The organism is Geomonas oryzisoli (assembly GCF_018986915.1).
GTDB classification, from domain to species: Bacteria; Desulfobacterota; Desulfuromonadia; order Geobacterales; family Geobacteraceae; genus Geomonas; species Geomonas oryzisoli.
Map to the genome: position 1 here is coordinate 1,881,006 of NZ_CP076723.1, position 26,791 is coordinate 1,907,796.

The 26,791-nt window shown below is 64.0% G+C and carries 21 protein-coding genes; 10 read left to right on the plus strand and 11 right to left on the minus strand.

Going from position 1 to position 26,791, the window contains the following annotated elements; genetic code table 11:
• Window positions 1-10: 10 nt before the first annotated feature.
• The 8 genes from KP004_RS08355 to KP004_RS08390 form a co-directional block, all read right to left on the minus strand.
• The gene (locus KP004_RS08355; RefSeq protein WP_216801876.1) at window positions 11-1,168 is read right to left on the minus strand and encodes a hybrid sensor histidine kinase/response regulator; all 1,158 of its coding nucleotides are present in this window, start codon (window positions 1,166-1,168) and stop codon (window positions 11-13) included.
• Between the two features lie 208 nt (window positions 1,169-1,376).
• Window positions 1,377-2,246 (minus strand): EamA family transporter, encoded by an 870-nt coding sequence (locus tag KP004_RS08360; RefSeq protein ID WP_216801877.1) that lies wholly within the window; start codon window positions 2,244-2,246, stop codon window positions 1,377-1,379.
• A 32-nt stretch (window positions 2,247-2,278) separates the two neighbouring features.
• Complete coding sequence (locus KP004_RS08365; protein WP_216801878.1) at window positions 2,279-3,526, minus strand: MFS transporter; 1,248 nt, start codon at window positions 3,524-3,526, stop codon at window positions 2,279-2,281.
• 31 nt (window positions 3,527-3,557) lie between these two features.
• Entirely contained in the window at window positions 3,558-3,965 is a 408-nt protein-coding gene (locus KP004_RS08370) for a hypothetical protein (RefSeq protein WP_216801879.1), read from the minus strand.
• Window positions 3,966-4,149: 184 nt separating this feature from the next.
• On the minus strand, window positions 4,150-5,835 hold the full coding sequence (locus KP004_RS08375) for a diguanylate cyclase (protein WP_216801880.1): 1,686 nt from the start codon (window positions 5,833-5,835) through the stop codon (window positions 4,150-4,152).
• A gap of 123 nt (window positions 5,836-5,958) precedes the next feature.
• Complete coding sequence (locus tag KP004_RS08380) at window positions 5,959-10,059, minus strand: DEAD/DEAH box helicase (protein WP_216801881.1); 4,101 nt, start codon at window positions 10,057-10,059, stop codon at window positions 5,959-5,961.
• Between the two features lie 243 nt (window positions 10,060-10,302).
• Entirely contained in the window at window positions 10,303-11,184 is an 882-nt protein-coding gene (locus KP004_RS08385; RefSeq protein ID WP_275423154.1) for a carbon-nitrogen hydrolase, read from the minus strand.
• A 69-nt stretch (window positions 11,185-11,253) separates the two neighbouring features.
• The gene (locus KP004_RS08390) at window positions 11,254-12,282 is read right to left on the minus strand and encodes an agmatine deiminase family protein (RefSeq protein WP_239026991.1); all 1,029 of its coding nucleotides are present in this window, start codon (window positions 12,280-12,282) and stop codon (window positions 11,254-11,256) included.
• A 175-nt stretch (window positions 12,283-12,457) separates the two neighbouring features.
• On the opposite strand from KP004_RS08390, the gene nudC reads away from it, so the two are divergent.
• Both nudC and KP004_RS08400 read left to right on the plus strand, forming a co-directional pair.
• Window positions 12,458-13,309: an NAD(+) diphosphatase gene (nudC, locus tag KP004_RS08395; protein WP_216801882.1), complete on the plus strand. Its 852-nt coding sequence runs from the start codon at window positions 12,458-12,460 to the stop codon at window positions 13,307-13,309.
• 302 nt (window positions 13,310-13,611) lie between these two features.
• Window positions 13,612-16,995: a DEAD/DEAH box helicase gene (locus tag KP004_RS08400; RefSeq protein ID WP_239026992.1), complete on the plus strand. Its 3,384-nt coding sequence runs from the start codon at window positions 13,612-13,614 to the stop codon at window positions 16,993-16,995.
• Window positions 16,996-17,058: 63 nt separating this feature from the next.
• Here KP004_RS08400 and KP004_RS08405 read toward each other — a convergent pair whose 3' ends face one another.
• The 3 genes from KP004_RS08405 to sfsA form a co-directional block, all read right to left on the minus strand.
• A complete protein-coding gene (locus KP004_RS08405) occupies window positions 17,059-17,502 on the minus strand; it encodes an ATP-binding protein (RefSeq protein ID WP_216801883.1) in 444 nt (147 codons plus the stop codon).
• A 105-nt stretch (window positions 17,503-17,607) separates the two neighbouring features.
• Window positions 17,608-18,063: a hypothetical protein gene (locus tag KP004_RS08410; RefSeq protein WP_216801884.1), complete on the minus strand. Its 456-nt coding sequence runs from the start codon at window positions 18,061-18,063 to the stop codon at window positions 17,608-17,610.
• A 56-nt stretch (window positions 18,064-18,119) separates the two neighbouring features.
• The gene (sfsA, locus tag KP004_RS08415) at window positions 18,120-18,815 is read right to left on the minus strand and encodes a DNA/RNA nuclease SfsA (protein ID WP_216801885.1); all 696 of its coding nucleotides are present in this window, start codon (window positions 18,813-18,815) and stop codon (window positions 18,120-18,122) included.
• Between the two features lie 243 nt (window positions 18,816-19,058).
• On the opposite strand from sfsA, the gene KP004_RS08420 reads away from it, so the two are divergent.
• The 8 genes from KP004_RS08420 to KP004_RS08455 all read left to right on the plus strand — a co-directional run bounded on the left by KP004_RS08420 (window position 19,059) and on the right by KP004_RS08455 (window position 26,780).
• Window positions 19,059-19,433, plus strand: coding sequence for a hypothetical protein (locus KP004_RS08420; RefSeq protein ID WP_216801886.1), 375 nt, complete (start codon window positions 19,059-19,061; stop codon window positions 19,431-19,433).
• A gap of 128 nt (window positions 19,434-19,561) precedes the next feature.
• The gene (gene rfbA / locus KP004_RS08425; RefSeq protein ID WP_216801887.1) at window positions 19,562-20,464 is read left to right on the plus strand and encodes a glucose-1-phosphate thymidylyltransferase RfbA; all 903 of its coding nucleotides are present in this window, start codon (window positions 19,562-19,564) and stop codon (window positions 20,462-20,464) included.
• The gene (locus KP004_RS08430) at window positions 20,465-20,953 is read left to right on the plus strand and encodes a dTDP-4-dehydrorhamnose 3,5-epimerase family protein (RefSeq protein WP_216801888.1); all 489 of its coding nucleotides are present in this window, start codon (window positions 20,465-20,467) and stop codon (window positions 20,951-20,953) included. It abuts the gene before it with no gap.
• An 89-nt stretch (window positions 20,954-21,042) separates the two neighbouring features.
• Entirely contained in the window at window positions 21,043-21,867 is an 825-nt protein-coding gene (gene mreC, locus KP004_RS08435; protein ID WP_216801889.1) for a rod shape-determining protein MreC, read from the plus strand.
• A 24-nt stretch (window positions 21,868-21,891) separates the two neighbouring features.
• On the plus strand, window positions 21,892-22,374 hold the full coding sequence (gene mreD / locus KP004_RS08440) for a rod shape-determining protein MreD (protein WP_216801890.1): 483 nt from the start codon (window positions 21,892-21,894) through the stop codon (window positions 22,372-22,374).
• The gene (gene mrdA, locus KP004_RS08445) at window positions 22,371-24,278 is read left to right on the plus strand and encodes a penicillin-binding protein 2 (RefSeq protein ID WP_216801891.1); all 1,908 of its coding nucleotides are present in this window, start codon (window positions 22,371-22,373) and stop codon (window positions 24,276-24,278) included. The genes mreD and mrdA overlap by 4 nt, the downstream gene beginning before the upstream one ends.
• 221 nt (window positions 24,279-24,499) lie before the next feature.
• Window positions 24,500-25,600 carry a rod shape-determining protein RodA gene (gene rodA / locus KP004_RS08450; protein WP_216801892.1) on the plus strand — a complete coding sequence of 367 codons (1,101 nt, stop codon included), beginning with the start codon at window positions 24,500-24,502 and terminating at the stop codon, window positions 25,598-25,600.
• Window positions 25,601-25,637: 37 nt separating this feature from the next.
• Window positions 25,638-26,780, plus strand: a complete 1,143-nt coding sequence (locus KP004_RS08455) for a tRNA-queuosine alpha-mannosyltransferase domain-containing protein (protein ID WP_216801893.1) — start codon at window positions 25,638-25,640, stop codon at window positions 26,778-26,780.
• The last annotated feature ends 11 nt before the right edge of the window (window positions 26,781-26,791 follow it).

A 26,791-nucleotide genomic window follows, 5' to 3' on the forward strand; every position in this document is an offset into this window, starting at 1 on the left:
TCTTCCTTGTTTAGGGGTGCTCCCGGTTTATGGGAAGTTCCAGGTGGAAGGTACTTCCGACGCCGGCTTCGCTCTCGACCCAGATCCTGCCGTGGTGCGCTTCGGCGGCTAGTTTGCAGAAGGTGAGGCCAAGGCCCGTAGAACAGAGGTTGCGCTTGTATTTGGTGCAGTTGACCTGTCCGAACTTCTGGAAAATCTTTTCACGGAATTCGCACGGGATGCCGGGGCCGTTGTCTGTAACGGAATATCGCACCAGGGCTTCGGTCCCTTGCAGGGCTATGGCGATGACACCGTCCGAGTCGGTAAACTTGAGGGCATTGTGAAGCAGGTTGAATATGATGCGCAGCAGTATGTCGCGGTCAGCGAACACGAGCAGTTCCTGGTTGGCAGGCGGGATGCTCACGCTGCGGTTTTGGACGACGGGGCGCAGCTTTTCAAGGGCCGCCCTGCTCAGTTCCAGCAGACCGCACTCCGACAGGTTGAGCTGCATCTGATTTTCTTCCAGCTTGCTGACGTCGAGCAGATTGTTGCACATGTCCGACAGTTCCCTGGCGCACACCGCCGCCGAATTAAGCAAACGATTAGAGCGGTCATCCAGTTTTTCAGCCAGGTCCTTCTGCAGCATCAACAAGGAGGCGCCGACCCCGGTCAGCAAGTTGCGCATGTCGTGCACGATCATGTGGGTGAGCTGGTCCCGCATTTTCTCCAGCTCTTGCAGGCGGTCGTAGTTTTGTTCGATGAGGCGGTTTTGCTCCTGCAGCGAATCCTGGTACTGCCGCAGGGCGAGGTGGGCGCGCACCCGCGCCAGCACCTCTTCAGCCTCGAAGGGCTTGGCGATGTAGTCCACGCCGCCGGCGCGGAACCCTGCTATCTTGTCGACGGTCTCATCCAGTGCGCTGATGAAGATCACCGGGATGTGGCTGAGGAGGGGCATTTCCTTGAGCCGCCGACAGAGCTCGTAGCCGTCCATCTCGGGCATCATTATGTCGAGCAGGATCAGGTCCGGGGGCTCCTTCTCGGCCGCGCCCAGTGCCAGCCTGCCGCTTGGAACAGGTCTTACCTTGAAGCCGTTGGATTTGAGGATTTCGGAGAGTACCTGAAGGTTGGCCGGCTGGTCGTCGACGATCAGGATATCGGACGTTCGGGAGGAAATGGGGATAGATTCCATCTGCGACTCCTGTAGTATTTCGCGAACGCTGGGCCAGAAAGAGTATATGAGAGGACGAGGCAGACTTCCATCTGGCATAGATGAAATGCCTCTGTCAGTGGATGCCGTATTAGCATGGGAATACTCCCAATTTTAGACAGAAAACTGGGAACATACAACTCAAAGGAAGTCGTGGCGCTACCAATGTGGGACCTGCCCGTATGCAGTGTCAGAGGGATGGCCGGCGCTGCCCCGCCCAGATACTCCACAGAACCAGCACCCCACCTACGATCTGCAGGGGCGTGAGGCTCTGCCCCAGCACCAGGAAACCAAGCGCCGTGGCCATGACCGGGCTCAACAAGCCGAGCAGCGAGACCGCGGACGGCTGCAGCCGCCGAATCCCCCAGAAAAAGATCATGTAGGTGATGCCGGTACCGAAGATGCCGAGGTATGCGTAACCGATCACGTTCCTGACGGTGAGCCCCGCGAGCGGTGCCTCGAAGAGAAGCGTGAACGGGAGCAGAAAGATGCCGCCAAAGACCAACTGCCATCCGGTAAAGGCGGCGATGGGGAGGGGCGTTGCCGCCCAGCGTTTGGTGAGGACCGTGCCCAGGGCCATGCAGCCGGCACCCGCAAAGGCGGCCGCGAGGCCGATGGCGTCCAGACGGGCGGCCGGGGTGAGTACCAAAAGGGCCACGCCGAAGAGACCGGTGCCGGCGGCGATCCAGGCCAGGCGCGTGGGGGTGTTTCCCAGCAGCGGCCGGGAGAGCACGATGACCGCCAACGGTTGGGTCGCGATCACGGTAGCGGCAACCCCGCCGGGAAGCCGGTAGGCGGCGATGAAGAGCAGCGCCTGGAACACGCCGATGTTCAAAAGGCCTAAAAACAGCAGCCGTCCCCACCACTCCCCGCCGGGCGCGCGGCGCTGCAGGGCGACCATGACCAGGCCGATGGGGAGCACGCGCAGGAGTGCCGCGGTGAGCGGGTGGTTCGGGGGGAGCATCTGGGTGGTCACGATGTAGGTGCTGCCCCAGATGCAGGGGGCGATGGCCGTGACGAGGGAGGTGCGCAAAAGGTGCGGCTTCTGTTCGGTGGTCATGGTCTGTTCGCCCTGGCGTGTCAACGGTGTGCTCAGATGAACTCCTCGAAGTAGTCGAGGTCCTTGTGGAAGGTCTCCCGCAGCCGCGACAGGGAGAAGAGGGCGATCGCCAGGGTGAGGACGCCCACCACGATGGCGCCGGTTTCGATGCCGAGGCTCTTGCGGGCGACCTGGAACAGCATGGTGATGGGAATGGTCATGCCGCGCACGAAGTTGGGAACGGAGGTGGCCACGGTGGCGCGCAGGTTGGTGCCGAACTGCTCGGCGGCGACGGTGACGAAGATGGCCCAGTAGCCGATGCCGAAGCCGAGCAGGCAGCAGATGCCGTAAAAGGCGCCGGCGCTCACCCCGGCCGCGGAAAAGTAGACGACTACCGCTGCCACGGTGATCAGCAGGAACAGGAGCACCACCTTCTTGCGGCTCTGCATCACCTGGCTCAAAACGCCGCTGGCGAGGTCTCCGCCGACCAGCCCGAGATAGCAGTACATCACGGCGTTGCCCGCGCTCACGGCGCCCTGCACGTTCAACACCTTGGCGAACTCCGGCGAGAAGGTGATCAACACCCCGACCACGAACCAGGAGGGAAGCCCGATCAGGATCGAATGCAGGAAGCGCCCGAAACGGTCCCGGGAGGTGAACAGCGCCAGGAAGTTCCCCTTGGACATCTCCCTCGACTCCATCCCCTTGAACATCCCCGATTCGGCGACGCTCAGCCTCAGCACCAGGAGCATCAGCCCCAGGATGCCCCCCATGACGAAGGCGGTGCGCCAGTCGAACTGCCTGGCGACGAAATTGGCCAGGATGGCGCCGGACACGCCGACCGTGGCGACGATCATGGTGCCGTAGCCCCGGATGGAGCGGTGCAGCACCTCGGAGACCAGCGTGATCCCGGCGCCCAGCTCACCCGCCAGCCCGATGCCGGCCAGGAACCGGAGCAGGGCGTAGCTCTCGATGGAATGCACCATGCCGTTGGCGAGGTTGGCCAGGGAGTAGATGAAGATGGAGCCGAACATGATCTTCAGGCGCCCCTTGCGGTCCCCGAGGATCCCCCAGAGGATGCCGCCCAGCAGCATGCCCGCCATCTGCATGTTGAGCAGGAATACCCCCTGGTCGATCAGTTCCCGGCCGGTGAGTCCGATCCCCTTCAGGCTCGGCACCCTGACGATGCTGAAAAGCACCAGGTCGTATATGTCGACGAAGTAGCCCAGGGCGGCCACGATCACCGGGAGGCCCAGTACCTGCCGCAGCAGGGCCTGTTGGTTGTCGCTGGTTGATGTCATGCTCGTCTCCGATGATTCCGGTGGGAAGGCGCTACCGGCAAGGTGTTTCGGCTCCGTAGGGGAGGGTGAAGAGCGGTTTCAGCCCCAAGGCCGATGCCGCCCGGGCCTGGTCCAGGGGGATCTCCAAGACGGCGAGGCGGCCATCGGGAGCGCCGCAGACCGACGGATAGATCGCGCCGTCCACGCCGCAACTGGTCTGGTACACCGTGATGCCAGCCGCCCGGACGTCCCGCTCGATCTGTGCCACGGTCTTGCCTCCCCCGGTGCACTGGACCGAGTCCAGCGACTGGTAGAACTTGACGCCGGGGTCGGGGGGGCTTTTGAGGGGGCACATGCAGCCGGAGAGGAGGAAGCAGGAGGCCAGGAAGGCAGCGGTGCGGCAGAAAAGGCGGTAGTCGTATTTGCTCGGTTGAATGAGGTAGCGGTCCAGGTTCGACATAGGCTCGTTTCCGTTTATCTGCAGGTATGGTCGGGTTTATTAGAATGTATCTAATACACCGGGCGCAGCTGCAAAGTCAATCGGAATAAGAGCTTAGTCCTGTTCGGCTACTCGTTGGCCGACCGGATGATCCGGCAGTGCCGTGGGGGGAACGACGGGTGGAAGCTGTGGAGAAGGTGCCGGCTCAAGCCTGTGATGCTCCGCCGTCGTGGCCCTTGGTGGCGGCACAGCTTCCCTCGATGCGGTCGCGACCCTTCTCCTTTGCCTCGTACAGGGCCTCGTCGGCCATCGACAGAAGTTGCTGTAGGGTGTCGCCGTCCACGGGGAAGACGGCTACCCCGGCCGAGATGGAGATGCGCCCGAGGTGCTGTTTCCCCACGATCACGTGCAGCCCCTTTACCGCGTCCCTGATCCGGTTGCCGATCTCGAAGGCCATGTCGCAGTCGGCATCGGGCAGGATGATGGTGAACTCCTCGCCCCCGAAACGGCAGGCGATGTCGCTGTCGCGCACGTTCTTCTGCAGGACTTGACCGATCTCCTTCAGGACGTGGTCGCCCGCCTCGTGGCCGAAGGCGTCGTTGAACTTCTTGAAGTGATCGACGTCGAGCATGATGACGCTGAGCGGCTGGTTGGTTCTCGTTGCCCGGCTGATCTCCCTAAGCAGCGACTCCTCCATGTGGCGCCGGTTCAAAAGCCCCGTCAGCGGATCCCGGATCGAGAGTTCCCTCAGCTGTTCCCGCAACTGCAGGCTCCTGATGCCAAGCGCGACCTGCTCGGCGAACGCGGTGGCCCTCGCTTTCCTCCTGGCCAGCTCGTCTTGCTCGATATCCCGGGGAACGTGGAGGTAGAGCGACCCGAGGGTCTCGTGATGCGCGGCCAAAGGGATGCAGAGGTGCGTCCCTGTGCGGCCCTCGACGTGCTGGCACTGCACATCCGATTTGGCGACACTGGCGTGCGCCTGGCCGAGCCGCATGGCCCAGCACTGGTCCGGGGTGAACGGGGCGAGGTTCACGGCACCCCAGGTTGCGCTGTCGGTCATCAGCGTTCTGGATGCGTTGATCAGGTCGATGGCGCCGGCATCGTCGGGAAACAGCTTTTCTCCGTAGCAGGAGAGGATGCCGCGCGCCTCATCGAGGGTCGCGCAGGACTGCAGCAGCTGCGTCATGTTGCTCAGGTCGGAGATGTCTTTGTTGGCAGCCTGCAGGTCCCCTGTGGCGATGAGGTGGCTGCGCGATTCGTGGCGCGCGATGTAGTAGCTGAGGCTCAGCAGGATGATGGCGATGGAGATGCCGGACAGCACCACGATGGTCAGGACCAGCAGGGTCGTGTGCTCCTTGCTGCGCCTCTCGCCCAGCAGCTGCTTCTCATGGTCTTTGATCTCGTCGATCCGTACCCGGACCGCGGTCATCAGGGTGGTCCCCTCCTCGGTCAGCTGCGCCTGTTGGGGCGCTCGGTACCCCCTCCTGTCGTATTCGGTTATGGAGAGCCTGAAGATGGCGAGCTTTCGGTTGATGAGCTCCGACACTCTGGCTAGCCGCTGCTGCTGGCTCGGGTTGTCGGTGGTGAGCTGCAGTACTTCGCGGAGGTTCTCTTCCGTTTTCTGAGCGAACAGCTCGCAGCGGGCCTTCTGCTGCGTATTGCCGGTCAGGATGTAGGCGCGTCTGCTGCTCTCGGCCTGGAGCAGGCCGTTGCTGAGCTCGTCGACCGCCATGATCACATCGTAGGTGTGCTGGGTCCAGTCGTTGGTCTGGGCCAGTTCGGTCCTGATGTGGTAGGACAGAAAGAGCATCACTGTCAGCAGCAGTAGCGCCGCCGAGAAAGTGAGGTCGATGGTCCTGATCCTGTTGTGTGCGCGGTTGAAGTAAGCCAACGTGTCGCCTTTTGTCTGTTCCGACGGTGTAATCCGGGACTCGTCGTCCTCTGAATGGACGAACCCAAACTACTGTATCGGTGCGGCCCACTGTTAACTTTAGGCCGACGCCGGCGTCACCGGCTAGTATCCCGTGCGCAAAAGAGCAAGGAGCTCTTCTACCGTGACCTTTCCCGATAGATCGCTCTCTTCGAGCAGACTGTCGGCGAGCCCGCGCTTTTGCTGGTGCAGCCCGACGATCTTTTCTTCGATGGTCCCCTTGGCGACCAGCCGGTAGATGGTAACCGGACGCTGCTGACCGATGCGGTGGGCCCGGTCCGAGGCCTGATCCTCGACCGCCGGATTCCACCAGGGGTCCATGTGGATGACGTAATCGGCGGCGGTGAGGTTGAGCCCGACCCCGCCGGCCTTGAGGCTGATGAGGAAGAGGTCGCCCGCGCCGGACTGGAAGGCGTCGACGCGTTCCTTGCGCTGCGGGGCCGGAGTGCTGCCGTCCAGGTACTGGTAGGGGATGCCGGCGCGATCCAGGTAGTCCCGGATGATCTCCAGGTGTCCCACGAACTGGCTGAAGACCAGCGCCTTGTGGCGGTTCTCGCGCAGTTCGTCGACGATCTCGGCGAAGGCCGCCAGCTTGGCGCTCGGTATGGCGCTGTCCGGCAGCACCAGGCGCGGGTTGCAGCAGGCGCGGCGCAGCCGCATGATCTCCGCCAGGATCTTCAGATGCAGTTCGCCCTTACCCTCCACCTTGTCGACGCCGGCCAGGTTGTCCAGGGCGCTCTTCCTGATCGCCTCGTACAGCGCGGCCTCTTCCATCCCCAGTTCCACCGGTATGGTGATCTCCGTCCTGGGGGGGAGCTCCTCGAGCACCTGGTTCTTGGTGCGGCGCAGGATGAAGGGCTGGATCAGTCGTTTCAGCCGCTGGCGAGCCTTCTTGTCCTCGCTCTTCTCGATGGGGGCGGCGTACCTCACGTTGAACTGCTTCAGCGAACCGAGCAGGCCGGGGTTGATGAAGCGGAACACGTTCCAGAGCTCGCCCAGGTGGTTCTCGATCGGGGTGCCCGTGGCTACCATCTTGAATTGCCCCTGCAGCATCATGGCGGCCTGGCTTCTCTTGGTGGCCATGTTCTTGATGGCCTGCGCCTCGTCGAGAACGATCGCCTGCCAGGACACCGCCTCCAAAAGCTCCGCGTCCTGCTGCAGCAGACCGTAGCTGCAGATGACCAGGTCGAGCGGCTTGAGCCCCTGCAGCAGTTCGGATCGTTTCGGGCCGCCGTAGACGATGCGGTTGAGGGTCGGTGCGAAGCGGGCCGTCTCGCTCTCCCAGTTCAGGCAGACCGAGGTGGGGGCCACCACCAGGGAGGGACCCTGCGGCGCCATGCTGAGGATCTGGGCCAGCGCCTGGACCGTCTTGCCCAGCCCCATGTCGTCGGCGAGGCAGGCCCCCACGCCCCAGTAGGAGAGCCGGTTCAGCCAGTTGAACCCCTCCACCTGGTAGCCGCGCAGCTCGGCCTGCAGCGTGCCCGGCAGTTGCGGCCGATATGCTTCGGCCTCGTGCAGCCGTTTCATCTGCGCCTGCCAGTAGCGGTCGCCCTGGAACTCGGCGGCTTCTGCTGCGAAATCCTCGAAGAGGGAAGAGGCGAGGGGATGGAAGCGGAAAGCGGCGCCGTGGGGATCGGCACAGGCGGCGAGATCGTCGAGGTAGCGCCGCAGCTGGGAGGAGAGGGCGAGGAATTCACCGTCCCCCAGTTCCACGAAGCGACCCTGCGCGCCGCGGGCGAGATCCACCAGCTGGCGCAGATCGAGTGCCAGCGCCTCGTTGACCTTCACCTCCCCCTCGAGCTCGAAATAGTCCTTCGCCTGCTTCACGGAAAGCTTGCAATGTCCGGGGCCAACCGTCTGTTTTATCTTGAACCCGGCTCCCTGGGGCCAGGAAACCCGGACCGACTCACCCTGCGCCTGCAACTGCACCAGCAGTTCCAGCGCGCTTTCCGTTGCGGCGACCAGCCACTCCCCCTCGATCTCCTCGATCTCCGCCAGAACGGTGAGCTGGGTCAGGGCCGCGGCGGCCCGCTCCTGTTCCAGCTTGAGGTCCCGCCTGGTCTGCAGCCGTTTTCCCTCGATCTCGGCGAGCACCGTCTCGCCGCCGGCACCGGGACGGAAATAGGGGCCGGCGTCCCGGAAGGGGCGCACCAGGAGCTGCAGACGGAGCCCGGCCTGGTAAGGGAGCAGGTGGAAATGCGGCGTCGGGTCACCCGGAATCTGTTCGGCGGTATCGACGCCGATGTCGGAGTGTACGGTGAGGACGGCAGCGAGCGAGTTGATGGCGGCCAGCGCCTGGTCCTTGGCCCGGGCGGGAAGCTTCAGCCCCGCCCCGATGATGGCGGAGATCTTGGTGTACTCGTTTCTCGCCTGGTAGACCTTGATCCGGGTCGGTGTCTCCTTCTGGAGGTAGAGCTTCTGACCCTGCTGGAAGGGTGGGAAGAACTGCAGCTGCAGGAATTCACCCTCGGTGGTGAGCTGGATTTCCGGTTCACCGTGCACCAGTTCCAGGCGAACCGAGGCGGCCGCGTCGAGGTAGACCTGCGGGTGGCCGATCATGAGCGGCACCGCCTGGTCCTGGTCCAGGACGTAGCTCTCCCGGTTGTAGTAGCCGGCGCCGCGATCCTTCTTGATGCAGGCGCAGACGAGGCGGTCCTGGGAGCTGAGAAAGTCGAGGCTGTCGGCGTCTTCGGCCAGCCTTTTGAGCGCGACGTTTCGGCCTCCGCTCCACTTGCCGGTCGGTGTCTGCTTCTGTTCCCTGGGGGTTATCTGGAAGAAGCCGCGCATCTCCTCGAAATGCCAGATGAGGCGCGACTGGGGCCCCTCCGCCCCGGCCGCCTCGTCGCTGTTCAGGCGCAGCAGTGCCGAGATGGCGCTTTGCCACGACTCGACCGGGGCGAGGGCGCGGTACAAGGGGATCGGCGCCTTACCCGGGGCGGGTTCCGCCACATCAGCCGCACCCGCTGCCTCGATCTCGCGGGCAATCCAGCGGTGCCCGGAATCCTTCAACCGCTGCACCAAGGTTCCCTGCTTGCGCACCTCGGCGGCGCGCAGGTCGCTGGCGCACCAGTACAGCGCCATCATGCGGAACAAGGCGTGCACCGGACTTTGGGCGGGGCGCTGCAGGGACGCCTCCAGGAGCTCCTTGCTGCTGCGTCCTCCCTGCCGTTCCGCGATCACCCCCTGCAGAACCTGGTACGCCTCCTGGTCCGGCCATTCCCTTTTGGAGGTAATGAAGTCACACAGTTGCGCCGCTTCATCGAGGTGTTTCGAGTCCTGCGTGGCGAGCAGGGCCAGGATGAAAAAGGGGCCGCTGCCGTCGTCGAGGTAGGCCTTTCTCTTGCCGGTCTCCTTGCGCAGGGCGGCCAGGGCGGCACGGAACAACTCCACGGAGCGGTCGTACCGGCCGCGCTGCAGCGCGCAGCAGGCGAGCACCGATATCTGGGCCGAACTGCAGCGTTCCGCAGCGGCGGCTTCGGCCTCGTCCGCGCGGTCCCGCGATAACAGCTCCAGGCAGTAGATGTCGAGCAGGAAGGGGGGGGAGTCGGGACGGGCGGTCAGTTCGGCGAGCACGCGAAAGGGCGCATCCGCCGCGGTGAGCGATTCCCGTGCGAAGGTGAGGTGCGCCGCCAGTGCCGCTCCCTGCAAAACCATGGGGAGGGATCGGAACCACGCCTCGTCGAAGGGGTGGAAACAGACCGCGTTCAGGGGGTGACAACGCTGGGCTTCATAGGGGAACTGGCGCAGGTAACGTTCCGCGGCTTCCAGGGCCGCGCCGGCGTCCTTGCGGTAGACGCCGATGCGCACGTCGCGCAGGGCGTGGGCCGACAGCCGGTAGAAATTGCTTCCCCAGTTGGACACCATGGGGATCTCGGCGAGGATGGTGCGGACCATCTCCTCGAACCTGCCGTTCTCGATCGCCAGCAGCGTGGCCGCGTGCGCCACCTCGGGCGAACAGGAGATCCCTTCGCCGGTGTGGCGGACCAGGTCCCGGTTCTTCAATTCTTCCAGCAGTTCGGCGAGGACCAGGCCGGTGTAGCTCCGTCCCGGAGGTGCGGTGAGCCCGGCTTTCTTGACGATATTGAGGAGGACGTGCTTTGAGAGCGGTGCGTGAATGACGGACAGAAGCTGGACGAGCGCCGACTGTTCCGGCGTGCAGCGGGCCAGGAGGTCATGCGGCTGCATCTGTGGTGTTGTGGGCCGAGTCACCTGTTGACCTCATAACTGGGGGGAGCGGGTGAGGGCGGTGCCGCGTTGGGCGCCGCCCGTTTTGTTACCCGATAAGTGACAAGCGTCCGCTGGTAAAAGTCCCCCTTTGCGAAGGGGGATTTAGGGGAATTTGCTTTCGGTTCGGGAGAGGCAAATCCCCCCCGCCCCCCTTCGCAAAGGGGGGAGTGGCAGCGGAAGATTGTCGCCAATCAGGTTGTCTTAATCCCGGTAGCGCTTGACCAGGTCGCCGTAGGCGTCGATGCGGCGGTCGCGCAAAAAGGGCCAGATGCGGCGCACGTCCTCGCTGCGGCGCATGTCCAGATCGACCACGAGCAGTTCTTCCTCCTCGCCGGCACGGACCAGGAATTCCCCCTGGGGCCCGGCGGCGAAGCTGGAGCCCCAGAACTTGATCCCGGCGCCGGCGCCGCTCGGGTCCGCCTCGAAGCCGACCCGGTTCACGCTGACCACCGGGATGCCGTTGGCGACGGCATGGGCGCGCTGCACGGTGACCCAGGCATCGAGCTGGCGCTGCTGCTCGGCGGTCTCGTCGCGCGGGTCCCAGCCGATGGCGGTCGGGTAGATGAGGAGGTCGGCGCCGGCAAGCGCCATCAGGCGCGCCGCTTCCGGGTACCACTGGTCCCAGCAGACCAGCACGCCCAGTTTGCCGACCGATGTCTGGATCGGCTCGAAGCCGAGATCGCCGGGGGTGAAGTAGAACTTCTCGTAGAAGGCGGGGTCGTCCGGGATGTGCATTTTCCGGTACTTGCCGGCGATCGAGCCGTCCTTTTCCAGGACCACCGCGGTGTTGTGGTACAGCCCGGGTGCGCGGCGCTCGAATAGGGAGGTCACGATCACCACGCCGAGCTCGCGGGCCAGGGCGCCGAAATGCTCGGTGGAGGGGCCGGGGATGGTTTCGGCGAGGTCGAAGCAGGCGGTATCCTCGGTCTGGCAGAAGTAGCTGCCGGTGTGCAGCTCCTGGAGGAGCACGAGCTGTGCTCCCTGGGCGGCGGCCTCGCGGATTTTTGCCGTGGTGGCGGCCACCATCTCGTCGCGCCCCGTGGTGAGGGCCTGCTGTACCAGGGCTACTTTCAGTTTGTTCATGTTCTTCTCCGTCGTGTTGGTACGGTGGTGCTGCCGAAGGGGCGAATAATCATTCGCCCAGCCTTTATCCTACCTGAGCGTCCCCTTGGGCATCTGCATGGTGACGCAATGCAGCGACCCGTGCTGCAGGATAAGCGGCAGACAGTCGATCCCGATCACCTCGTATCCCGGGAACGCCTCGCCGACGGCCACCAGCGCGGCGGCATCCTTGCTGTCGTTATAGGTCGGCACCAGCACGGCGCCGTTGATCACCAGGAAGTTCGCGTAGGTAGCCGGCAGCCTCTGCCCCTCTTCGTCATACACCGCGGCGGGCCAGGGGAGGGGGATGGCGCGGTACGGACGGCCGCCGCGGGTGCGGAAGGCGAGGATCTCCTCTTCCATGGCCTTGAGCGCCGGGTAGTGCTCGTCTTCCGGATCGTCGCAGCGCACGTAGGCGATGGTGTCGTCCGGGCAGATGCGGGCCAGGGTATCGACGTGGGAATCGGTATCGTCGCCGGCCAGGTAGCCGTTGGATAACCACAGGAACCGGTCGCTGCCGAACAGGCCGTGCAGTTCCTCCTCGAGCTCCTCGCGGGTCAGGTGCGGATTGCGGTTGTCGTTCATCAGGCATTCTTCGGTGGTGAGTATGGTCCCCTTGCCGTCGCTCTCGATGCTCCCCCCTTCGAGGATCAAGCCAACCGTGTCCAGCGGGGCATTCCAGACACCCAGTGCCTGCAGTCGCTTGTTGATGCGGTTGTCGAGGTCGGAAGGGAACTTGAGGCCCCAGCCGTTGAAGCCGAAGTTCAAGAGCCGCGGCGCGCCGTCCTCCAGCACCGTGATGGGACCGAAGTCCCTGGCCCAGGTGTCGTTGGTCTCGACGGGGAGAAGGCGTACCTGATCGAGGTCCGCTCCAGCTGCCTGAAGTTCCTCGCGGACCTGGTCGGGATCGTCGGCGGCGACGACCACCTTTTCGAACTGGCTTATGGCGCTCACGATCGCGGCAAAGACGGGGCGGACCTGGTCCAGGTAAGGGAACCAGTCGCTCTGCTCGTGCGGCCATGCCATCAGCACGCCGTCCTGGAGTTCCCACTCTGCCGGTAATCTTCTGTTCTGGTTCACGTGATCTCCTGCTTCGACCGCCCTGCGGCCTGGATATTGGCGAACGAAAAAAGTAACATAGCGCGCGAAGCCAATCAAGTTAAATGCTTTGAAAGAAAAGGGGGATTGCTTCCACCGCCGGTTCCTGTATGATGCACGCCAGCGCCGCATCCAGCTATGCAACAGGAGTCGAAGCATGTCATATCCCGAGACCGTCAACCTCCCGTTCAACGGCGAGATCATCAGGACCAGGTTCACTCAGTTGAAGCCGGACTCCGTCAGCGCAGACGGTCCGGGTTACTGGGTTTTGCTGCAGGGAGACACGCTCTGGCTGCGCGAGGGCGACCTGCACCGCGGCGAGCTTCCGGAGCCGCTGGCCGACGCCGGGAAGGCGCTACGCTTCGGCGAGTGGGACGGCGCCCCGGTGCGCCTTCTCAGCCTCTCCAAGAGTGACGAGGTGCCGCAGGGGCTGCAGGCCGTGCCCTGGACCGAGCTCCCGGACCAGATCGCCACCCTGTACGGCGTCGCCCGCCAGATCCTCTACTGGGAGAAGTTGAGCCGTCACTGCTCGCGCTGCGGCAGCGGCGAGATGACCCGCATCGCGCCCACCTGGGGCAAGCGCTGCGGCGGCTGCGGACACGAGCACTACCCGCACATCCACCCCTGCGTCATCGTCCTGATCAGGAGGGGGGAGGAATTCCTGCTGGCCCGTAAACCCGAGTGGGCCGCCGGGCGCTACAGCCTGGTGGCCGGTTTCGTCGACTTCGGAGAGTCGCTGGAGGAGTGCGTGGCGCGCGAGGTGTTCGAGGAGACCGGGCTCACGGTACAGAACGTCCGCTACGTGGGGAGCCAGAACTGGCCGTTCCCGAGTCAGCTCATGGCCGGCTTCGTGGCCGATTATCGATCCGGCGAGATCGCGGTCGAGGAGGACGAGCTCGAAGACGCCCAGTGGTTCACGAAGGAACGCATGCCTCCCGCGCTTCCGCCCAAGCGCAGCATCGCCCGCTGGATCATCGACAACTTCGCGCTAAAAGATACCGTCTCCTGAAAAAAATAATTAAAGTCCCGGGAGGTGTGGCCGATAGTATAAGCAACACCCCGGAACACACTCCTGGGTCTCCTTTTTAGGGGGGCGGATTCGAGACCGTCCCCCATTTTTTTGTCCTCGTTGCTCCCTTGCCGCGTACCTCCCTTTTGCTCCCGCGCCCCTCGGTGTCCCCGCTTCTTCCCCATTCTACGGTCCGCTTCCGGGTTTTAATCGTTTCCTGTGCATGGTGCTGTTGTGTTTGGTGTCTGTTTCTGCTAACTTGAACGGTCCGTTATTCGCGCACCCTTCCGGGAGAAGACGACTTGATCGACATCATGGGCACCCCCCTGCTGAGGCACCTCTTCCAGATGCCTGCCGCGGGCATATACGCACTGGCGGACAAGGTGCACCTCTTCAACGGCTTCGAGCTGTGCAAGAGGAAACCGGTCCGCGGGTTGAGCTGGCACAAGGACGGCAGCGTCCTCGAGGTCGAGCTCCGTGATGCCGAGGTGTCCTGCCGCGTCACCCTTTCGCTGCTCCAGGGAGATTTTTCCAGCGCCTGCGACTGCGGCACCTGGAGTCCCCACGGCCGCTGTCCGCACCTGGTCGCCGCCCTGGCTACGGTCAAGAAGGCCCTGGCTCCCGCATCGTTCCCCATGCTGCAACTCCCGGCCGATTACCTGCAGGGGATCCGCGCCACCCTCGCGGCTGCGCCGGCACAGCCCGTTGCCGGGGAAGAGGGCGCGCCGATAACGGAGAGCGGGTACGCCCTGGTGCTGGACCGGGAACAGGGGGCGCTGCGCATGCGCCTCATGCTGGACCAGGTCCCGGTGGCGCTCTATGATGCGGCGCTCCCCGCGTCGATCCGGGAGTTCCTGCGGCTATTGAACTCTTCGGCGCTGCGCGGCCGTGCCGTCGAGGAGTTCCTGTCCCGGTTCCGGGGGCGGTTTCCCATCCTCTACCTTGCCGGTGACGAACCGGCGCCGCTTTGCTTCGACCCGTCGCTGCAGCGCTCCGTCATCTTGCACCTCGACCTGCGGGACGAGGAGATCCACGCCAAGCTCTCCCTCGAAGACGGAGTATCCCTCGACGACGAGCAGTCCTTCATTCACCAGGGGTACTACTACGACCTGGGGCGCGGCATCATCCAGAAGGTCGACGATACCGCCACCCGCCTCTTCACGGAGTTGGGCCAGCGGCTGGCCCAGGCGACGCAGACCCCGGCGGCGCAGGATGACGGCACCCTCCGCTTTCCTGCCGCCAGCTTCAACGAGGCCCAGTTCGACCTCGGCGGCGGCTCTGAGGAGGAGCTGACTCAGCGGGTGACCCTGTCCCGGTCCGGGGTCCCGGTAACGCCGGTGTCGCTGCAGCCGCGCTATCGGCTCAACATCCTCGAGCTCGCCGAAACTTCCTCGCTGGTGGCCGAAGGCGTTGCCGAGGGGCTCACCTTCACCCTCTCTCCTGCCGCTTTCCGCTTTTTCAACGCCGCCGGGCGTGCAGTTTTCCCTCAGCCGCTCAAGGCGAAGAAACGGGTCGCCGCCATTATCAAGGCGTGCTTCGCCGCCCTTGGCGCCGCCAACCTCGGCGAGCGCGACCGGCTGGTGCGCCAGGTGCTGGAAGGGGCCGAGTTCTTCAAGCGCGGCGTCAGGGCCGATGCGCGCGCCATCATCGGCGACTTTTGCCAGCAGGCACAACAGCCGTCCACTCTGCTCCAGCTCTCAAAAGAGGGGGAATGGCTTGCGGTTACGGTAGCCGTCGGGCGGCAGGGGCGGCTGCTCGAACTTCTGGCAGAGCACTTCGGCTTCGACATCTTCTGGCAGTCCGAAGGGGTGGGGCGTCTCGCCGTCGATCGCAAGACCCTGATGCGCCAGCTCTCGGAGCTGAAGAGCACGCTCGCAGCGGAAGGTTTTGCGCTGGCACTGGCCGGCGAAGACCTGCAGACCGCATCCTGGACCTTCACCCTGGACGCGACCCGTTCCAGCATCGACTGGTTCGAACTGCGCCCCGAGATCCGGGCGGACGGCGAGCTGGTCGATGAGGCGGAACTGCTGGAGGCGCTGCAGGGCGGAGGCGTGTTCCGCCGGGGGAACTCCCTGTTCGTACTCGACCCGATGACCAGCAACACCCTTGCCCTGATGGCCCCCCACGCCAAGCGGGAGGTGGTGCGGGTGCCGCGGCTGCAGATCCTGGACTGGATCACGCTGAGACGAAACGGGGTCCGGGTGCTGCTCTCCCCCGAGGACGAACGGATTTTCGAAAGTCTGACCCGGTTCGAGAGCATCCCACGGCGCTCGCCCCCCACCGAGTTGAAAGCCACCCTGCGCAACTACCAGCTCGACGGATACAGCTGGCTCGCCTTTTTGTACGAGCACCGTTTCGGTGCCTGCCTCGCGGACGATATGGGGCTGGGCAAGACCATTCAGGCCATCGCGCTCCTGGCCGGGCTGAAAGAGGGGGGCATCGAGCCCCAGCGCCCCTGCGATGTGCCGCACCTGGTCGTGGTTCCCCCGACGCTGATCTTCAACTGGGAGAGTGAGCTGGCCCGCTTCTACCCGGCGCTGAAGGTCGGCGTCTACCGCGGGCAGGGGCGCCGCGCCGAGTTCTCCGGCGTCGACCTGGTACTCACCAGCTACGGCGTCATCCAGCGCGACATCGACGTCCTGAGCGAGATCCCGTTCCACGTCATCGTCTTCGATGAGGCGCAGGCCGTGAAAAATATCCACGCGGAGACCACAGGCGCGGTGCGCAGGTTGAAGGGGAGGTTCAAGGTGACCCTGACCGGCACCCCGGTCGAAAACCACCTGGGCGAGTACTTTTCCGTGATGGACCTGGCGCTGCCGGGCCTTTTGGGGCCCTACGAGCAGTTCCGCAGACAGATGGGGCGCGAGGGGACGGAGTTCCTGGAGACACTGATCCGGCGCACCCATCCCTTCATCCTGCGGCGTTCCAAGGACATGATCGCCGCGGAGCTCCCTCCCAAGGTGGAGACCGACATCTACCTGGAGATGAGCCCGAGGCAGAAGGCGCTCTACGCGCGTACCGTGACCGAGGTCCGGGAGACGGTGGCCCGTGCCTTCAGCTCCAACTCCGCCGGCCAGGCGCGCATCATCGCCCTTACCGCCATTTTGAAGCTGCGCCAGATCTGCCTCTGCTCCCGGCTCATCCTGCCGGACGCAGCCGACCGTTCACCGAAGGTTGATTTCCTGGTCGAACAGCTGCACGAGCTCTTCGCCGAAGGGCACAGCGTTCTGGTCTTCTCGCAGTTCACCTCCTTCCTGGATATCGTGCAGCAGGGGCTCGCCCAGCGCGGCATCGTCTCTTCCCGGCTGGACGGCACCACCCCGGTGGCCCGCAGAAAGGAACTGGTGCAGAACTTCCAGAACTCGCAGGAGCCGGGGGTGTTTCTGCTGAGTCTGAAAGCGGGGGGGAGGGGGCTGAACCTCACCCGTGCCTCCTACGTGTTCCACCTCGATCCCTGGTGGAACCCGGCGGTGGAGAGCCAGGCCTCGGACCGTGCCCACCGTATCGGGCAGAAACGGCAGGTCACCATCACCAGGCTCTTGATGCGGCACTCGATCGAGGAAAAGATGATGGAGCTGAAAAAGCGGAAGCTGAAGCTCTACCGCGCGCTGTTGGAGGATGCGGAAAACGAGGGCGCCGTTGCCATAGGGCGGGAGGATTTCGAGTTTCTGCTGGGGCAGGGGTAAGGGGCGGAAGGGGACTGGCTCCGCAGGTGCCTGTCCCCCTCGACTGAGCGGCTGTGTGTCCGGTCAGGCCTGGGGCTGGGTGAAGTACCTGCAGAAGGAGAGGGTGTTCCTGCCGTTCCTGGAGCTGTAACTGACCTCGTCCATGAGGGTCTCGATGATGAAGAGCCCCATGCCGTTCTCCGGAATGGAGCCGATCTCCTCGGGATCGAACTCGAGGCTTCGGGGAGCGAACTCCTCGATGGCCTTTCCCTCGTCGGAGACTTCGAAGGAGATGCGGTCGTGGTGCAGGGTGATGGCGATGTCGACGCGGTATCCTTCCTGGCGGCGGTAGGCGTGGGTGATCGCGTTGTTGAGGGCTTCCACGACGCAGACTTCCATTTCGCCGTATGCTTCGAGTTTTAAAGGGGAGCAGGCGCAGACGCCGCGCACCGCATGCCCGACCAGGGCCACGTCGCACAGTCTGCTTTCGATGCTGAGATAGAGGGTTTTGCTCGGTTTATTGATCACGCTGTCCCGCTTTCGCCGTTGTCCCGGTTGTTCCGGATGTATCGGTTGCTTCGTTGTTGCCCTTGGCTGTTTCGGCGGTTCTTCCCCCATCCACTTTCTTTTCTGCTAATCCTGCCTGGGCGCTTCCGGTTCCGTCCAGGCCACCCATGACTGCGCCACGGAAAGCTGTTTCAGAAACTCGGCGGCAAAGAGGAATTCCCCCTCCGGCGCCGGTACGTTGATGCTCTCTTCGCCGCGCTGAATGGAGAAGGCGTACCCCGCTTTGCCGTTACGCTGATAACTCTCCACGTTCATCCGGGTGACGGTCTCCCCGTCCGCCGATTCGAAGCGGTGGGTGAAGGTCGCCTTGCCGCCCGCCGCCTGCAGTTGGGTGATCTTCCTGGAAACCTCGAAGGCCTCGCACGGTTCCACCACGAAACGGATGTGGGGCTGTCCGGTGGCGAGCCGGAAAAAACGGAAGGCGACCCGTCCCTCCTGGGGCTTGCCGTTTTGCTTCTTCTCGCTGGGAGCTATTTCGACGCCGGTCTGTTTGGCGAAGATGGTCAGTTTAGGAGTTCTCATTGGTCCCCCGGGACAACGCCTATAACTTTAGCGTCGTTGCCAAGGATGTCAATGACCTACAACAATACCGGCACCGAATGGCTCAGGCGCACCTCGCTCTCGGTCACGCGGGCCTGGTAGGCGAGCAGTTCCACCCCCGCGTGCGCCGCCTGCCGCAGCAGGGCGCCGTAGGCCGGGTCGATGGCGTCGGCCGGGGACAGTGCGTCGCCGTCGCCGCGCTGCACCACGAACAGGTTCACGGCGCGGTGTCCCTGGCGCACCATCTCCATGAGCTCGCGCAGGTGTTTCTGGCCGCGCGCGCTCACCGCGTCCGGGAACAGGGCGCAACGCTCCCGGACCAGGGTGACGTTCTTGGTTTCCACGTAGCACAGCCCGCGTTCCCCTGAGAGCAACAGGTCGATCCTGCTCCCGGTGCCGTAGGGGACCTCCAGTTTGACCTTCTCGTATCCGGTCAGCTCGGCGATGGTTCCGTCGAGGATCGCCTCCCTGGCCAGGAGGTTGGGGAGCATGGTGTTGATCCCGACCCAGACGCCGTCGGCCTGCACCAGCTCCCAACTGTGCGGGTACTTTCTGCCGGGGTTGCCGCTTACCGAGAGCAGAACGCGGTTGCCGGGTATGGCGCACCCCATCATGCTCCCGGTGTTGGGGGTGTGTGCGGTGACCACCGTGCCGTCGTCGAGCTCGACGTCGGCGAGAAAGCGTTGATAGCGGCGGATCAGGGTGCCCTGGTAGAGCGGCTGCGGCAGTTTCATGCGTAATCCTTTGCGGTTTGGTTGCAGAGTTGGGGGGACTGGCTCCGCCAGGTGCCTGTCCCCTTAGCGTTGATCGTCAACGCCAGGCGCCCGACTTTACCCGCAAGGGCGGCCTCTGTCCAGTTAGAATTGGTTGCGGCGGTGGCGGCGCAGGTGGAGAAAACTATTGATCTGGTTAACCATTCTGCTACACTCAGGTGCTGGACCGGCCCCGGAGAAGCGGGGCGGCAGGGGAGGACATGCATGGCGAAAGGGGCGCAGCAAAACCGGGAGCATCTGGCTGCGGTGCAGCTTTTGGGGAAGACCATCAGCAAAAGGGCGGGCTTTCGCTGCGAATGGTGCGAAGGCGACCAGGAGCTCCGCCTCTGGGAGTACCAGCCGGACCATGAGCCCACCGAGGACAACCTCGCACTGTTGTGTCTCTCCTGTCGCGAGCTGGTCGGGACGAAGAATCCGGATCCCCGGCGTCTGCGCTCGCTCAGAAACGCGCTCTGGAGCCAGGTGCCGGCCGTCGCCGAAGGCGCGGCCGTAGTGCTCGCGCGCTGCAAGGAACCCTGGGTCCGGGAGGCGATCGAAGAGAGCTTCATCGACGAAGCGCTCAAGGGGCGTTTGCTGTAGTTTCAGCAGCCGCATCCTGCCCGCACCGGGCGGGCGGCGGGGGGGATAATCTGTTTGACGCAGGGTATGCCGGTGTGGTAGTAAAAACCTTTTGTTAATGTGATTTTCTGTCTTTGGAAGGGGTCGCGATGTCGCAAGGGATCAAGAAAGGGATACTGCTGGCCGGCGGTGCCGGGAGCAGGCTTTATCCGCTGACCATGGTGGCCAGCAAACAGTTGCAGCCGGTGTACGACAAACCGATGATCTATTACCCGCTGGCGACTCTGATGATGGCGGGGATCTCGGACATCCTGATCATCTCCACCCCGCAGGACACGCCCCGCTTCCAGGCCCTCCTGGGAGACGGCTCGCGCTGGGGCATCCGCCTGAGCTACGCGGTGCAACCCGAGCCCAAGGGGATCGCCCAGGCCTTTCTCGTCGGTGAAGAGTTCATCGCCGGGGAGCCGGTCTGTCTGATCCTCGGTGACAACATCTTTTACGGCAAGATCGAGCTCGAGCGGCTGGTCGCCGAGTTCGACGGTGGCGCCAAGATTTTCGGCTACTACGTGCAGGACCCGGAGCGCTACGGCGTCGTCGAGTTCGACAAGAACGGACTGGTGCTCGACATCGTGGAGAAACCGACCGCTCCCAAGTCAAACTACGCCGTGCCCGGCCTCTACCTCTACGACGAGCGCGTGGTCGAGATCGCCAAGGCGCTCAAGCCGTCGCCGCGAGGGGAGCTGGAGATCACCGACATCAACAAGGCGTACCTGGCGTGCGGTGAGCTGACCGTCGAGCGCCTGGGACGCGGCATCGCCTGGCTCGATACCGGCACCCACCAGAGCCTGCTCGAGGCCTCCCACTTCATCGGGACGCTTGAGGCCCGGCAGGGACTCAAGATCGCCTGTCTCGAGGAAATCGCCCTGCGCATGGGCTTCCTCGACTGCAAGGCGATGGCCAAAGTCATAGACGAGACACCGAAATCGTCGTACCGCGACTATCTGCTGCGGGTTTACAACGAGACTGAACTTTGCGGCGGAGGTAAGCATTAAATGAGCGCAGTACAGCAGTTCAACAAGGGACGCATCCACGACGTAACCTGCAAGCCACTGAAGAAGTTCCTCGACGAGAGGGGATGGCTCACCGAGCTGTTCCGCTCCGACGAACTGGAGCCGGAGGTCATGCCGGTCATGTCCTACATCTCCATGACCCAGCCGGGGGTGACCCGCGGGCCGCACGAGCACGTCGAGCAGACCGACTACTTCTGCTTCCTGGGACCTTCCAATTTCAAGGTCTACCTCTGGGACACCCGTCCCGATTCCCCGAGCTTCGGGGTGAAGCAGGTGGTGTATGCGGGGGTGGATGCGCCGTCCATGATGGTGGTTCCTCCCGGTGTGGTCCATGCCTACCGCAATATCGGCACCGAGAACGGTATCGTCTTCAACGCGCCCAACCGGCTCTTCGCCGGCAAGGGCAAGAGCGAAGCGATCGACGAGATACGCCACGAGGAACTGGCGGACTCGCCGTTCCTGCTGGACTGACGCGGCCCCTGTTGCCGTTTCAACCATTTTTCTGATATCGTAATTTTTCGATAGGGGGCACGGTGCCCCCTAAACCATTTTTGAGGCCGATGAAAAACCTTTTGATCCGCTACCGGCGTTTCCTGATGACCGCACTGATACTGCTGGCGGCCTTTCTGACCTACGCCCTGAACCTCAGAAACAGGGAGCACGCCAACCCCCTGGAGCGCACCGTGATGAGCATCACCGCGCCCGTGGCGGGCTCAGCTGCGAGCGTGAGCGGCTTTTTCAGCGACATCTGGAACAACTACATCGACCTGATCGACGTGCGGCGCGAGAACATCGAGCTCAGAAAGAGCGTGAAGCGCCTGAACGCGCGCATCATCGCGGACAACGAGGCGGTCGCCGCCAACATGCGGTTCAAGCAGCTGCTCGACCTCAAGGACAGCGTTGCCGTCCCCTCCCTGGCCGTCTCCGTGATTGGGGAGGACAGCTCGGCCTGGTTCAAGACGCTCGTGGTGGACCGCGGCAGCGCCGACGGGCTGCAGGAGGGGATGCCGGTGGTCGCCATCGGCGGCGTCGTAGGCCGGCTGGTGAAGGTGGCGCCGCACTCCTCCCGGGTGCTCTTGCTCACCGACCACGCCAGTGCCATCGCCGCCATAGTGCAGCGCTCCCGTGCCCGCGGCATAGTGCGCGGTGCCGGAGGCGGGCGCTGCTCCCTCGAATTCACCGTGAAGGATGAGGACGTCAAGGTCGGTGATTCCGTGATCAGCTCCGGCATCGGCGGGGTCTTCCCCAAGGGGCTCCCCATCGGGGAGGTCACCATGGTGAAAAAAGGGGAGTACGGCGTGTTCCAGACCATCGAGGTACGCCCGCTGGTCAACATCGGGAAGCTGGAAGAGGCGCTGGTACTGGTCAAGCAGCGCGATGAGTAGAATCCTTCAACACGGGTCAGCCCAGTGATCGCATATCTTAAAATAGCCGGCATCGTCATCGCCGCCCTCCTGCTCCAGATGACGCTCCTACCCAGGTACCTGCTGGACCCCTTCCAGCCCAACCTGATCATCATCCTGGTGGTGTACCTGGGGCTCAAGCTGCCGCACCGTTTTGCCGGCGTCGCCGTCTTCGCCCTCGGCCTGCTCCAGGACAGTTTCAGCGGCATCTATCTCGGGCTGCACGCGTTTTCCTATCTCTGCATCTACACCCTTTTGTCCGAGCTCGCCGACCGGCTCTACACCGACAACCGTGCCCTGTTCGTACTGGTCGTTTTTGTCGCCACCATCATGAGTGCCCTCTTGAACCTTGTGCTGCTTCTGGTCTTCTCGGTCGGTAACGGCCTGTACGCCTCGCTTCTCCCTGCGCTGCTGCCGCAGGCGCTGATCAACGCACTGGTCGCCTCCCTGGTTTCCGGGGTGAGGCTCCCGGTCGAGGAGGCGCGATGAAGCCGCTCAACAACATCCTTCCCGAGGACGACGGGGGCGGCCGCCGCATCATCGGCCTGTCCCTGGGCGCCTGCGCCATGTTCTTCCTGCTCCTGTCCAGACTTTGGTACCTTCAGGTGATCAGCGCCGAGGATCTGATCGACCAGTCCGAGAACAACCGGCTCCGCTTCGTCCCGGTGGCGGCCCCCCGCGGAGCCATCCTGGACCGCAACGGCAAGGTGCTGGTCTCCAACACCCCCTCGTTCTCGGTCGCCGTCATCCCGCAGGACGTCAAGAACAAGGAGCAGTTGATCGACAACCTGGCCCGCTACCTGAACCTCGACCGCACCGAGATCGAGACCAAGTGGAACAAGGGGCAGGGGAGGGCGAAGTACTATCCCCTCGTGGTGGCTTCCGGGATCACCCGGGACCAGATGGAGTTCCTGGAGGAAAACCGTCTCGCCCTCTCCGGGGTCAACATCGAGATGAAGCCGATCCGGGCCTACACCAACGGTTCGCTCGCCTCGCACCTTCTGGGGTACCTCGGCGAGGTTTCCGAGGACGAGTTGAACAGCGAGCGCTACCGCGAGTACAACGCCGGCGACTACATCGGCAAGAGCGGCATCGAGAGGGCCTGGGAAAACTACCTGCACGGCACCGACGGCGGTCGCCAGATCGAGGTGGACGCGCGCGGCCGTTTCCTGCGCACCGTGGCTGAAACCGGTTCCAGCGTCGGCAACACGGTCATGTTGACCATCGACCTCGACCTGCAGAAGGCCGCCGAGCAGGCGTTGGGAGACCAGGCCGGCGCCGCCGTGGCCATGGACGTCAACACCGGCGAGATCCTCGCCTTCGTCTCCAGCCCCGATTTCGACCCGGCCAACTTCACCGGCCGCATGCCTCCCGAGGTCTGGAAGAAGTACCTCGAGGACGAGCGCCACCCCCTGGAGAACAAGGCGCTCAAGGGGATGTATCCTCCCGGATCCACCTTCAAGATCATCACCGCCATCGCCGGGCTGGAGGAGGGGCTGATCGACGAGCACACCACCATCCAGTGCACGGGCTCCTACAAGTTCGGCAACGCGACCTTCCGCTGCTGGGACCACAAGGGGCATGGCACCGTGGACCTGAAGAAGTCGCTCCGGGAATCCTGCGACGTCTACTACTACAAGCTGGCCGAGCGTCTGGGCGTGGACCGCATCGCCAAGTACGCCAAGCGTTTCGGCCTCGGTGCGCCGCTGGGTATCGGTCTGGAGAACGAGAAGGGGGGGGTGATCCCCACCCAGGACTGGAAGCTCAAGCGCTTCGGCAAGAAATGGTACTCAGGCGAGACCCTTCCCGTCGGCATCGGCCAGGGGTACGTGCTCACCACCCCGGTGCAGCTTGCCTCCATGATCTCCACGGTAGCCAATGAAGGGACCATTCTGCGGCCGCATCTCGTCAAGCGCGTGGTCGATTCCGACGGCAAGGTGCTGCAGGACTTCGCGCCCCAGGTGCTGGGGAAGACCGGCCTTAAGCCCGCGACGTATCGCTTCGTCAAGGAAGGTCTGCTGGCGGTCGTCAACGAGGCGCACGGTACCGGCGGCAGTTCCAGGCTGTGGGAGGTCAAGGTGGCAGGCAAGACCGGCTCCTCGCAGGTCGTCAAACTGCGCGACAGCAAAGGGGGAGTGCCGTACCGCTTCCGCGACCACGCGCTCTTTGTCGCCTTCGCGCCGTTTGAGAAGCCGGAGATCGCCGTTGCCGTCATCGTCGAGCACGGCGAGCACGGCGGCTCGGCAGCGGCGCCGGTTGCCGGCAAGGTGTTGCGTGCCTACTTCGAGGGGAAGGGCGTCATCAAGAAGCCGGTGCCCAAGGCGGTCCCCAAGGAAGAAGAAGGTGGCGAAGGTGTCGCCGAGCCCGATACCGCCCCCCCGGCGCAGCAATAACGCGACTCGTTGTCCCTAATTCCAGGGCGCAAGGGCGTGGCGGCATTGAAAAATGAGAGGATGCCTCACGTTCCCCCCTTGTCAAAGGGGCGGCAGGGGGGATTTAGCCCCTCAGCAACCGACAGCAAAATCCCCCTAAATCCCCCTTTATCAAGGGGGACTTTTAGACCATCCCCGCCGCGGCCGCAGTGAACGCCGCGGGTACCATAAACGAGGAAGAGATGTTCGACAGACGGCTATTCACCAACTTCGACTGGACCCTGCTGGGAGTGGTGCTGCTCATCACCGCCTTCGGGGTGATCAACATATACAGCGCCTCGTCCTCGTACCGCGAGATCGGCACCCCGTACTACCTGAAGCAGCTCTACTGGATTGTGGCGGGCCTGGGGCTGTGTCTCACCGTCTGCAGCCTCGACTATCATATGCTGGAGGACTTCGCCTACTGGCTTTACGGCGCGGTGCTGATCCTGCTCGTGCTGGTGCTGGTGGCGGGGAAGACCACCATGGGGGCCACCCGCTGGATCAGCCTCGGGTTCTTCAACATGCAGCCCTCGGAGCCGATGAAGATCGTCATCATCATGACCTTTGCCCGGTTCTTCAGCCGCTACCCGGTCTTCAAGGGGCTTACCCTCAAGGAACTGGTGCGGCCGCTTCTGCTGCTGGGAATCCCCGCCGTGCTGATCATGAAGCAGCCCGACCTCGGTACCGCCATCCTGGTATCCCTCATCGCCGGCTCCATGCTCCTCTTCGTAGGGGTGCGCTGGTCGGCCCTCGCGACCATCTTCGCAGCCGCGGTCCCAACCGTGGTGATCGCCTGGCAGTTCCTGCTCCACGACTACCAGAAAAAGCGCATCTACAACTTCCTGAACCCCGACCTCGACCCGCTGGGGAGCGGCTACCATATCATCCAGAGCAAGATCGCGGTCGGCTCCGGCGCGACCTTCGGCAAGGGGTTCATGCAGGGGACCCAGTCCCAGCTCCGCTTTCTGCCCGAACAGCACACCGACTTCGCCTTCTCCGTTTTCGCCGAGGAATGGGGCTTTTTAGGGTGCCTGCTCATACTCACCCTCTACCTGTTCCTGATCCTGTGGGGGCTCGGCATCGCCAAGAAATGCAACGACCGTTTCGGCTCGCTGCTCGCCGTCGGGGTCACCGCTATGCTCTTCTGGCACATCGCCATCAACATGGGGATGGTGATCGGCCTGATGCCGGTGGTCGGGGTGCCGCTCCCCTTCTTCTCCTACGGGGGCACCTCGATGGTCACCTCGATGGTCGGCGTCGGCATCCTGCTCAACATCAGCATGCGTCGCTTCATGTTTTAACCACCGCCGGGACCGCCCGGCCCGTAGGAGCGCAGCAATGCACATAGCCCTCGTCGAGCCCTATTGCACCGGCTCGCACGCCGCCTGGGCCAACGAGTACGCCGCCCATTCCGGCCACGACGCCGAACTGTTCACCCTGGCCGGGCGCAACTGGAAATGGCGCATGCACGGCGGCGCGGTCACCCTCGCCGGCCGCTTCCTCGCCGGGGGGAAACGGCCCGACCTCATCCTCGCCACGGATATGCTCGACCTGACCACCTTCCTGGCCTTGACCAGGCCGCTCAGCGACCGCTGCCCGAGCGCCATCTACTTCCACGAAAACCAGCTCACCTATCCCTGGTCCCCCGGCGATCCCGATCTCGGACAGCAGCGCGACCTGCACTACGCCTTCATCAACTACGTGAGCGCGCTGGCCGCCGACGCGGTACTCTTCAACTCCCGTTACCACATGGATTCCTTCCTGGGCGAACTCCCCGATTTCCTGAAGCGCTTCCCCGATGCCGTCGACCTCTGCAGCGTCGACGCGATCGCGCGCAAAAGCCGGGTGCTTCCCCTGGGGCTGGACCTGCGCAAACTGGAGCGCTTTCGCCCGCAGGACGCGAGCGCCTCCGAGATACCGCTGTTACTGTGGAACCACCGCTGGGAATACGACAAGGCGCCGGAGGCATTCTTCGAGGCGCTGTACCGTCTGGCCGATGACGGGATCGATTTCCGGGTGGCGGTGCTGGGCGAGTCGTTCGGGCGGGCGCCGGAGGTCTTCAAGCAGGCGCGGGAGCGGCTCGGCGCGCGTGTGGTGGAGTGGGGCTATCGGAAGAGCTTCGGGGAGTACGCACAGTGGCTGTGGCGTGCGGACATTCTGCCGGTGACGTCGCGACAGGAGTTCTTCGGTGCCAGCGTCGTGCAGGCCCTGTACTGCGGCTGCCACGCGTTGCTCCCGGACCGGCTCGCCTATCCGGAGCACGTGCCGCACGGCAGTGTCGAGTCCGTCTTGTACAGCGACGATGAGTCGCTGGTGGACCGGTTGCGTGACCTGCTGACCGGGAAGGGGGAGACGCGTGCGTCCCTCGCGGAAAGCGTGGCGCGCTACGACTGGGAGCGCATGGCTTCGGTCTATGACGAATTCTTTACAGGTCTGGTCGATGGTGGAGGGGGAGTGGTACCGGAGATCGCTCTCGGCTAGGGGGATGACAC

Excerpts from the sequence above, each read along its gene's own strand:
- KP004_RS08355 (WP_216801876.1), bottom strand. The coding sequence starts at position 1,168 with ATGGAATCTATCCCCATTTCCTCCCGAACGTCCGATATCCTGATCGTC.
- KP004_RS08360 (WP_216801877.1), bottom strand. The coding sequence starts at position 2,246 with ATGACCACCGAACAGAAGCCGCACCTTTTGCGCACCTCCCTCGTCACG.
- KP004_RS08365 (WP_216801878.1), bottom strand. The coding sequence starts at position 3,526 with ATGACATCAACCAGCGACAACCAACAGGCCCTGCTGCGGCAGGTACTG.
- KP004_RS08370 (WP_216801879.1), bottom strand. The coding sequence starts at position 3,965 with ATGTCGAACCTGGACCGCTACCTCATTCAACCGAGCAAATACGACTAC.
- KP004_RS08380 (WP_216801881.1), bottom strand. The coding sequence starts at position 10,059 with ATGCAGCCGCATGACCTCCTGGCCCGCTGCACGCCGGAACAGTCGGCG.
- KP004_RS08385 (WP_275423154.1), bottom strand. The coding sequence starts at position 11,184 with ATGAACAAACTGAAAGTAGCCCTGGTACAGCAGGCCCTCACCACGGGG.
- nudC (WP_216801882.1), top strand. The coding sequence starts at position 12,458 with ATGTCATATCCCGAGACCGTCAACCTCCCGTTCAACGGCGAGATCATC.
- KP004_RS08410 (WP_216801884.1), bottom strand. The coding sequence starts at position 18,063 with ATGAGAACTCCTAAACTGACCATCTTCGCCAAACAGACCGGCGTCGAA.
- sfsA (WP_216801885.1), bottom strand. The coding sequence starts at position 18,815 with ATGAAACTGCCGCAGCCGCTCTACCAGGGCACCCTGATCCGCCGCTAT.
- KP004_RS08420 (WP_216801886.1), top strand. The coding sequence starts at position 19,059 with ATGGCGAAAGGGGCGCAGCAAAACCGGGAGCATCTGGCTGCGGTGCAG.
- rfbA (WP_216801887.1), top strand. The coding sequence starts at position 19,562 with ATGTCGCAAGGGATCAAGAAAGGGATACTGCTGGCCGGCGGTGCCGGG.
- KP004_RS08430 (WP_216801888.1), top strand. The coding sequence starts at position 20,465 with ATGAGCGCAGTACAGCAGTTCAACAAGGGACGCATCCACGACGTAACC.
- mreC (WP_216801889.1), top strand. The coding sequence starts at position 21,043 with ATGAAAAACCTTTTGATCCGCTACCGGCGTTTCCTGATGACCGCACTG.
- mrdA (WP_216801891.1), top strand. The coding sequence starts at position 22,371 with ATGAAGCCGCTCAACAACATCCTTCCCGAGGACGACGGGGGCGGCCGC.
- rodA (WP_216801892.1), top strand. The coding sequence starts at position 24,500 with ATGTTCGACAGACGGCTATTCACCAACTTCGACTGGACCCTGCTGGGA.
- KP004_RS08455 (WP_216801893.1), top strand. The coding sequence starts at position 25,638 with ATGCACATAGCCCTCGTCGAGCCCTATTGCACCGGCTCGCACGCCGCC.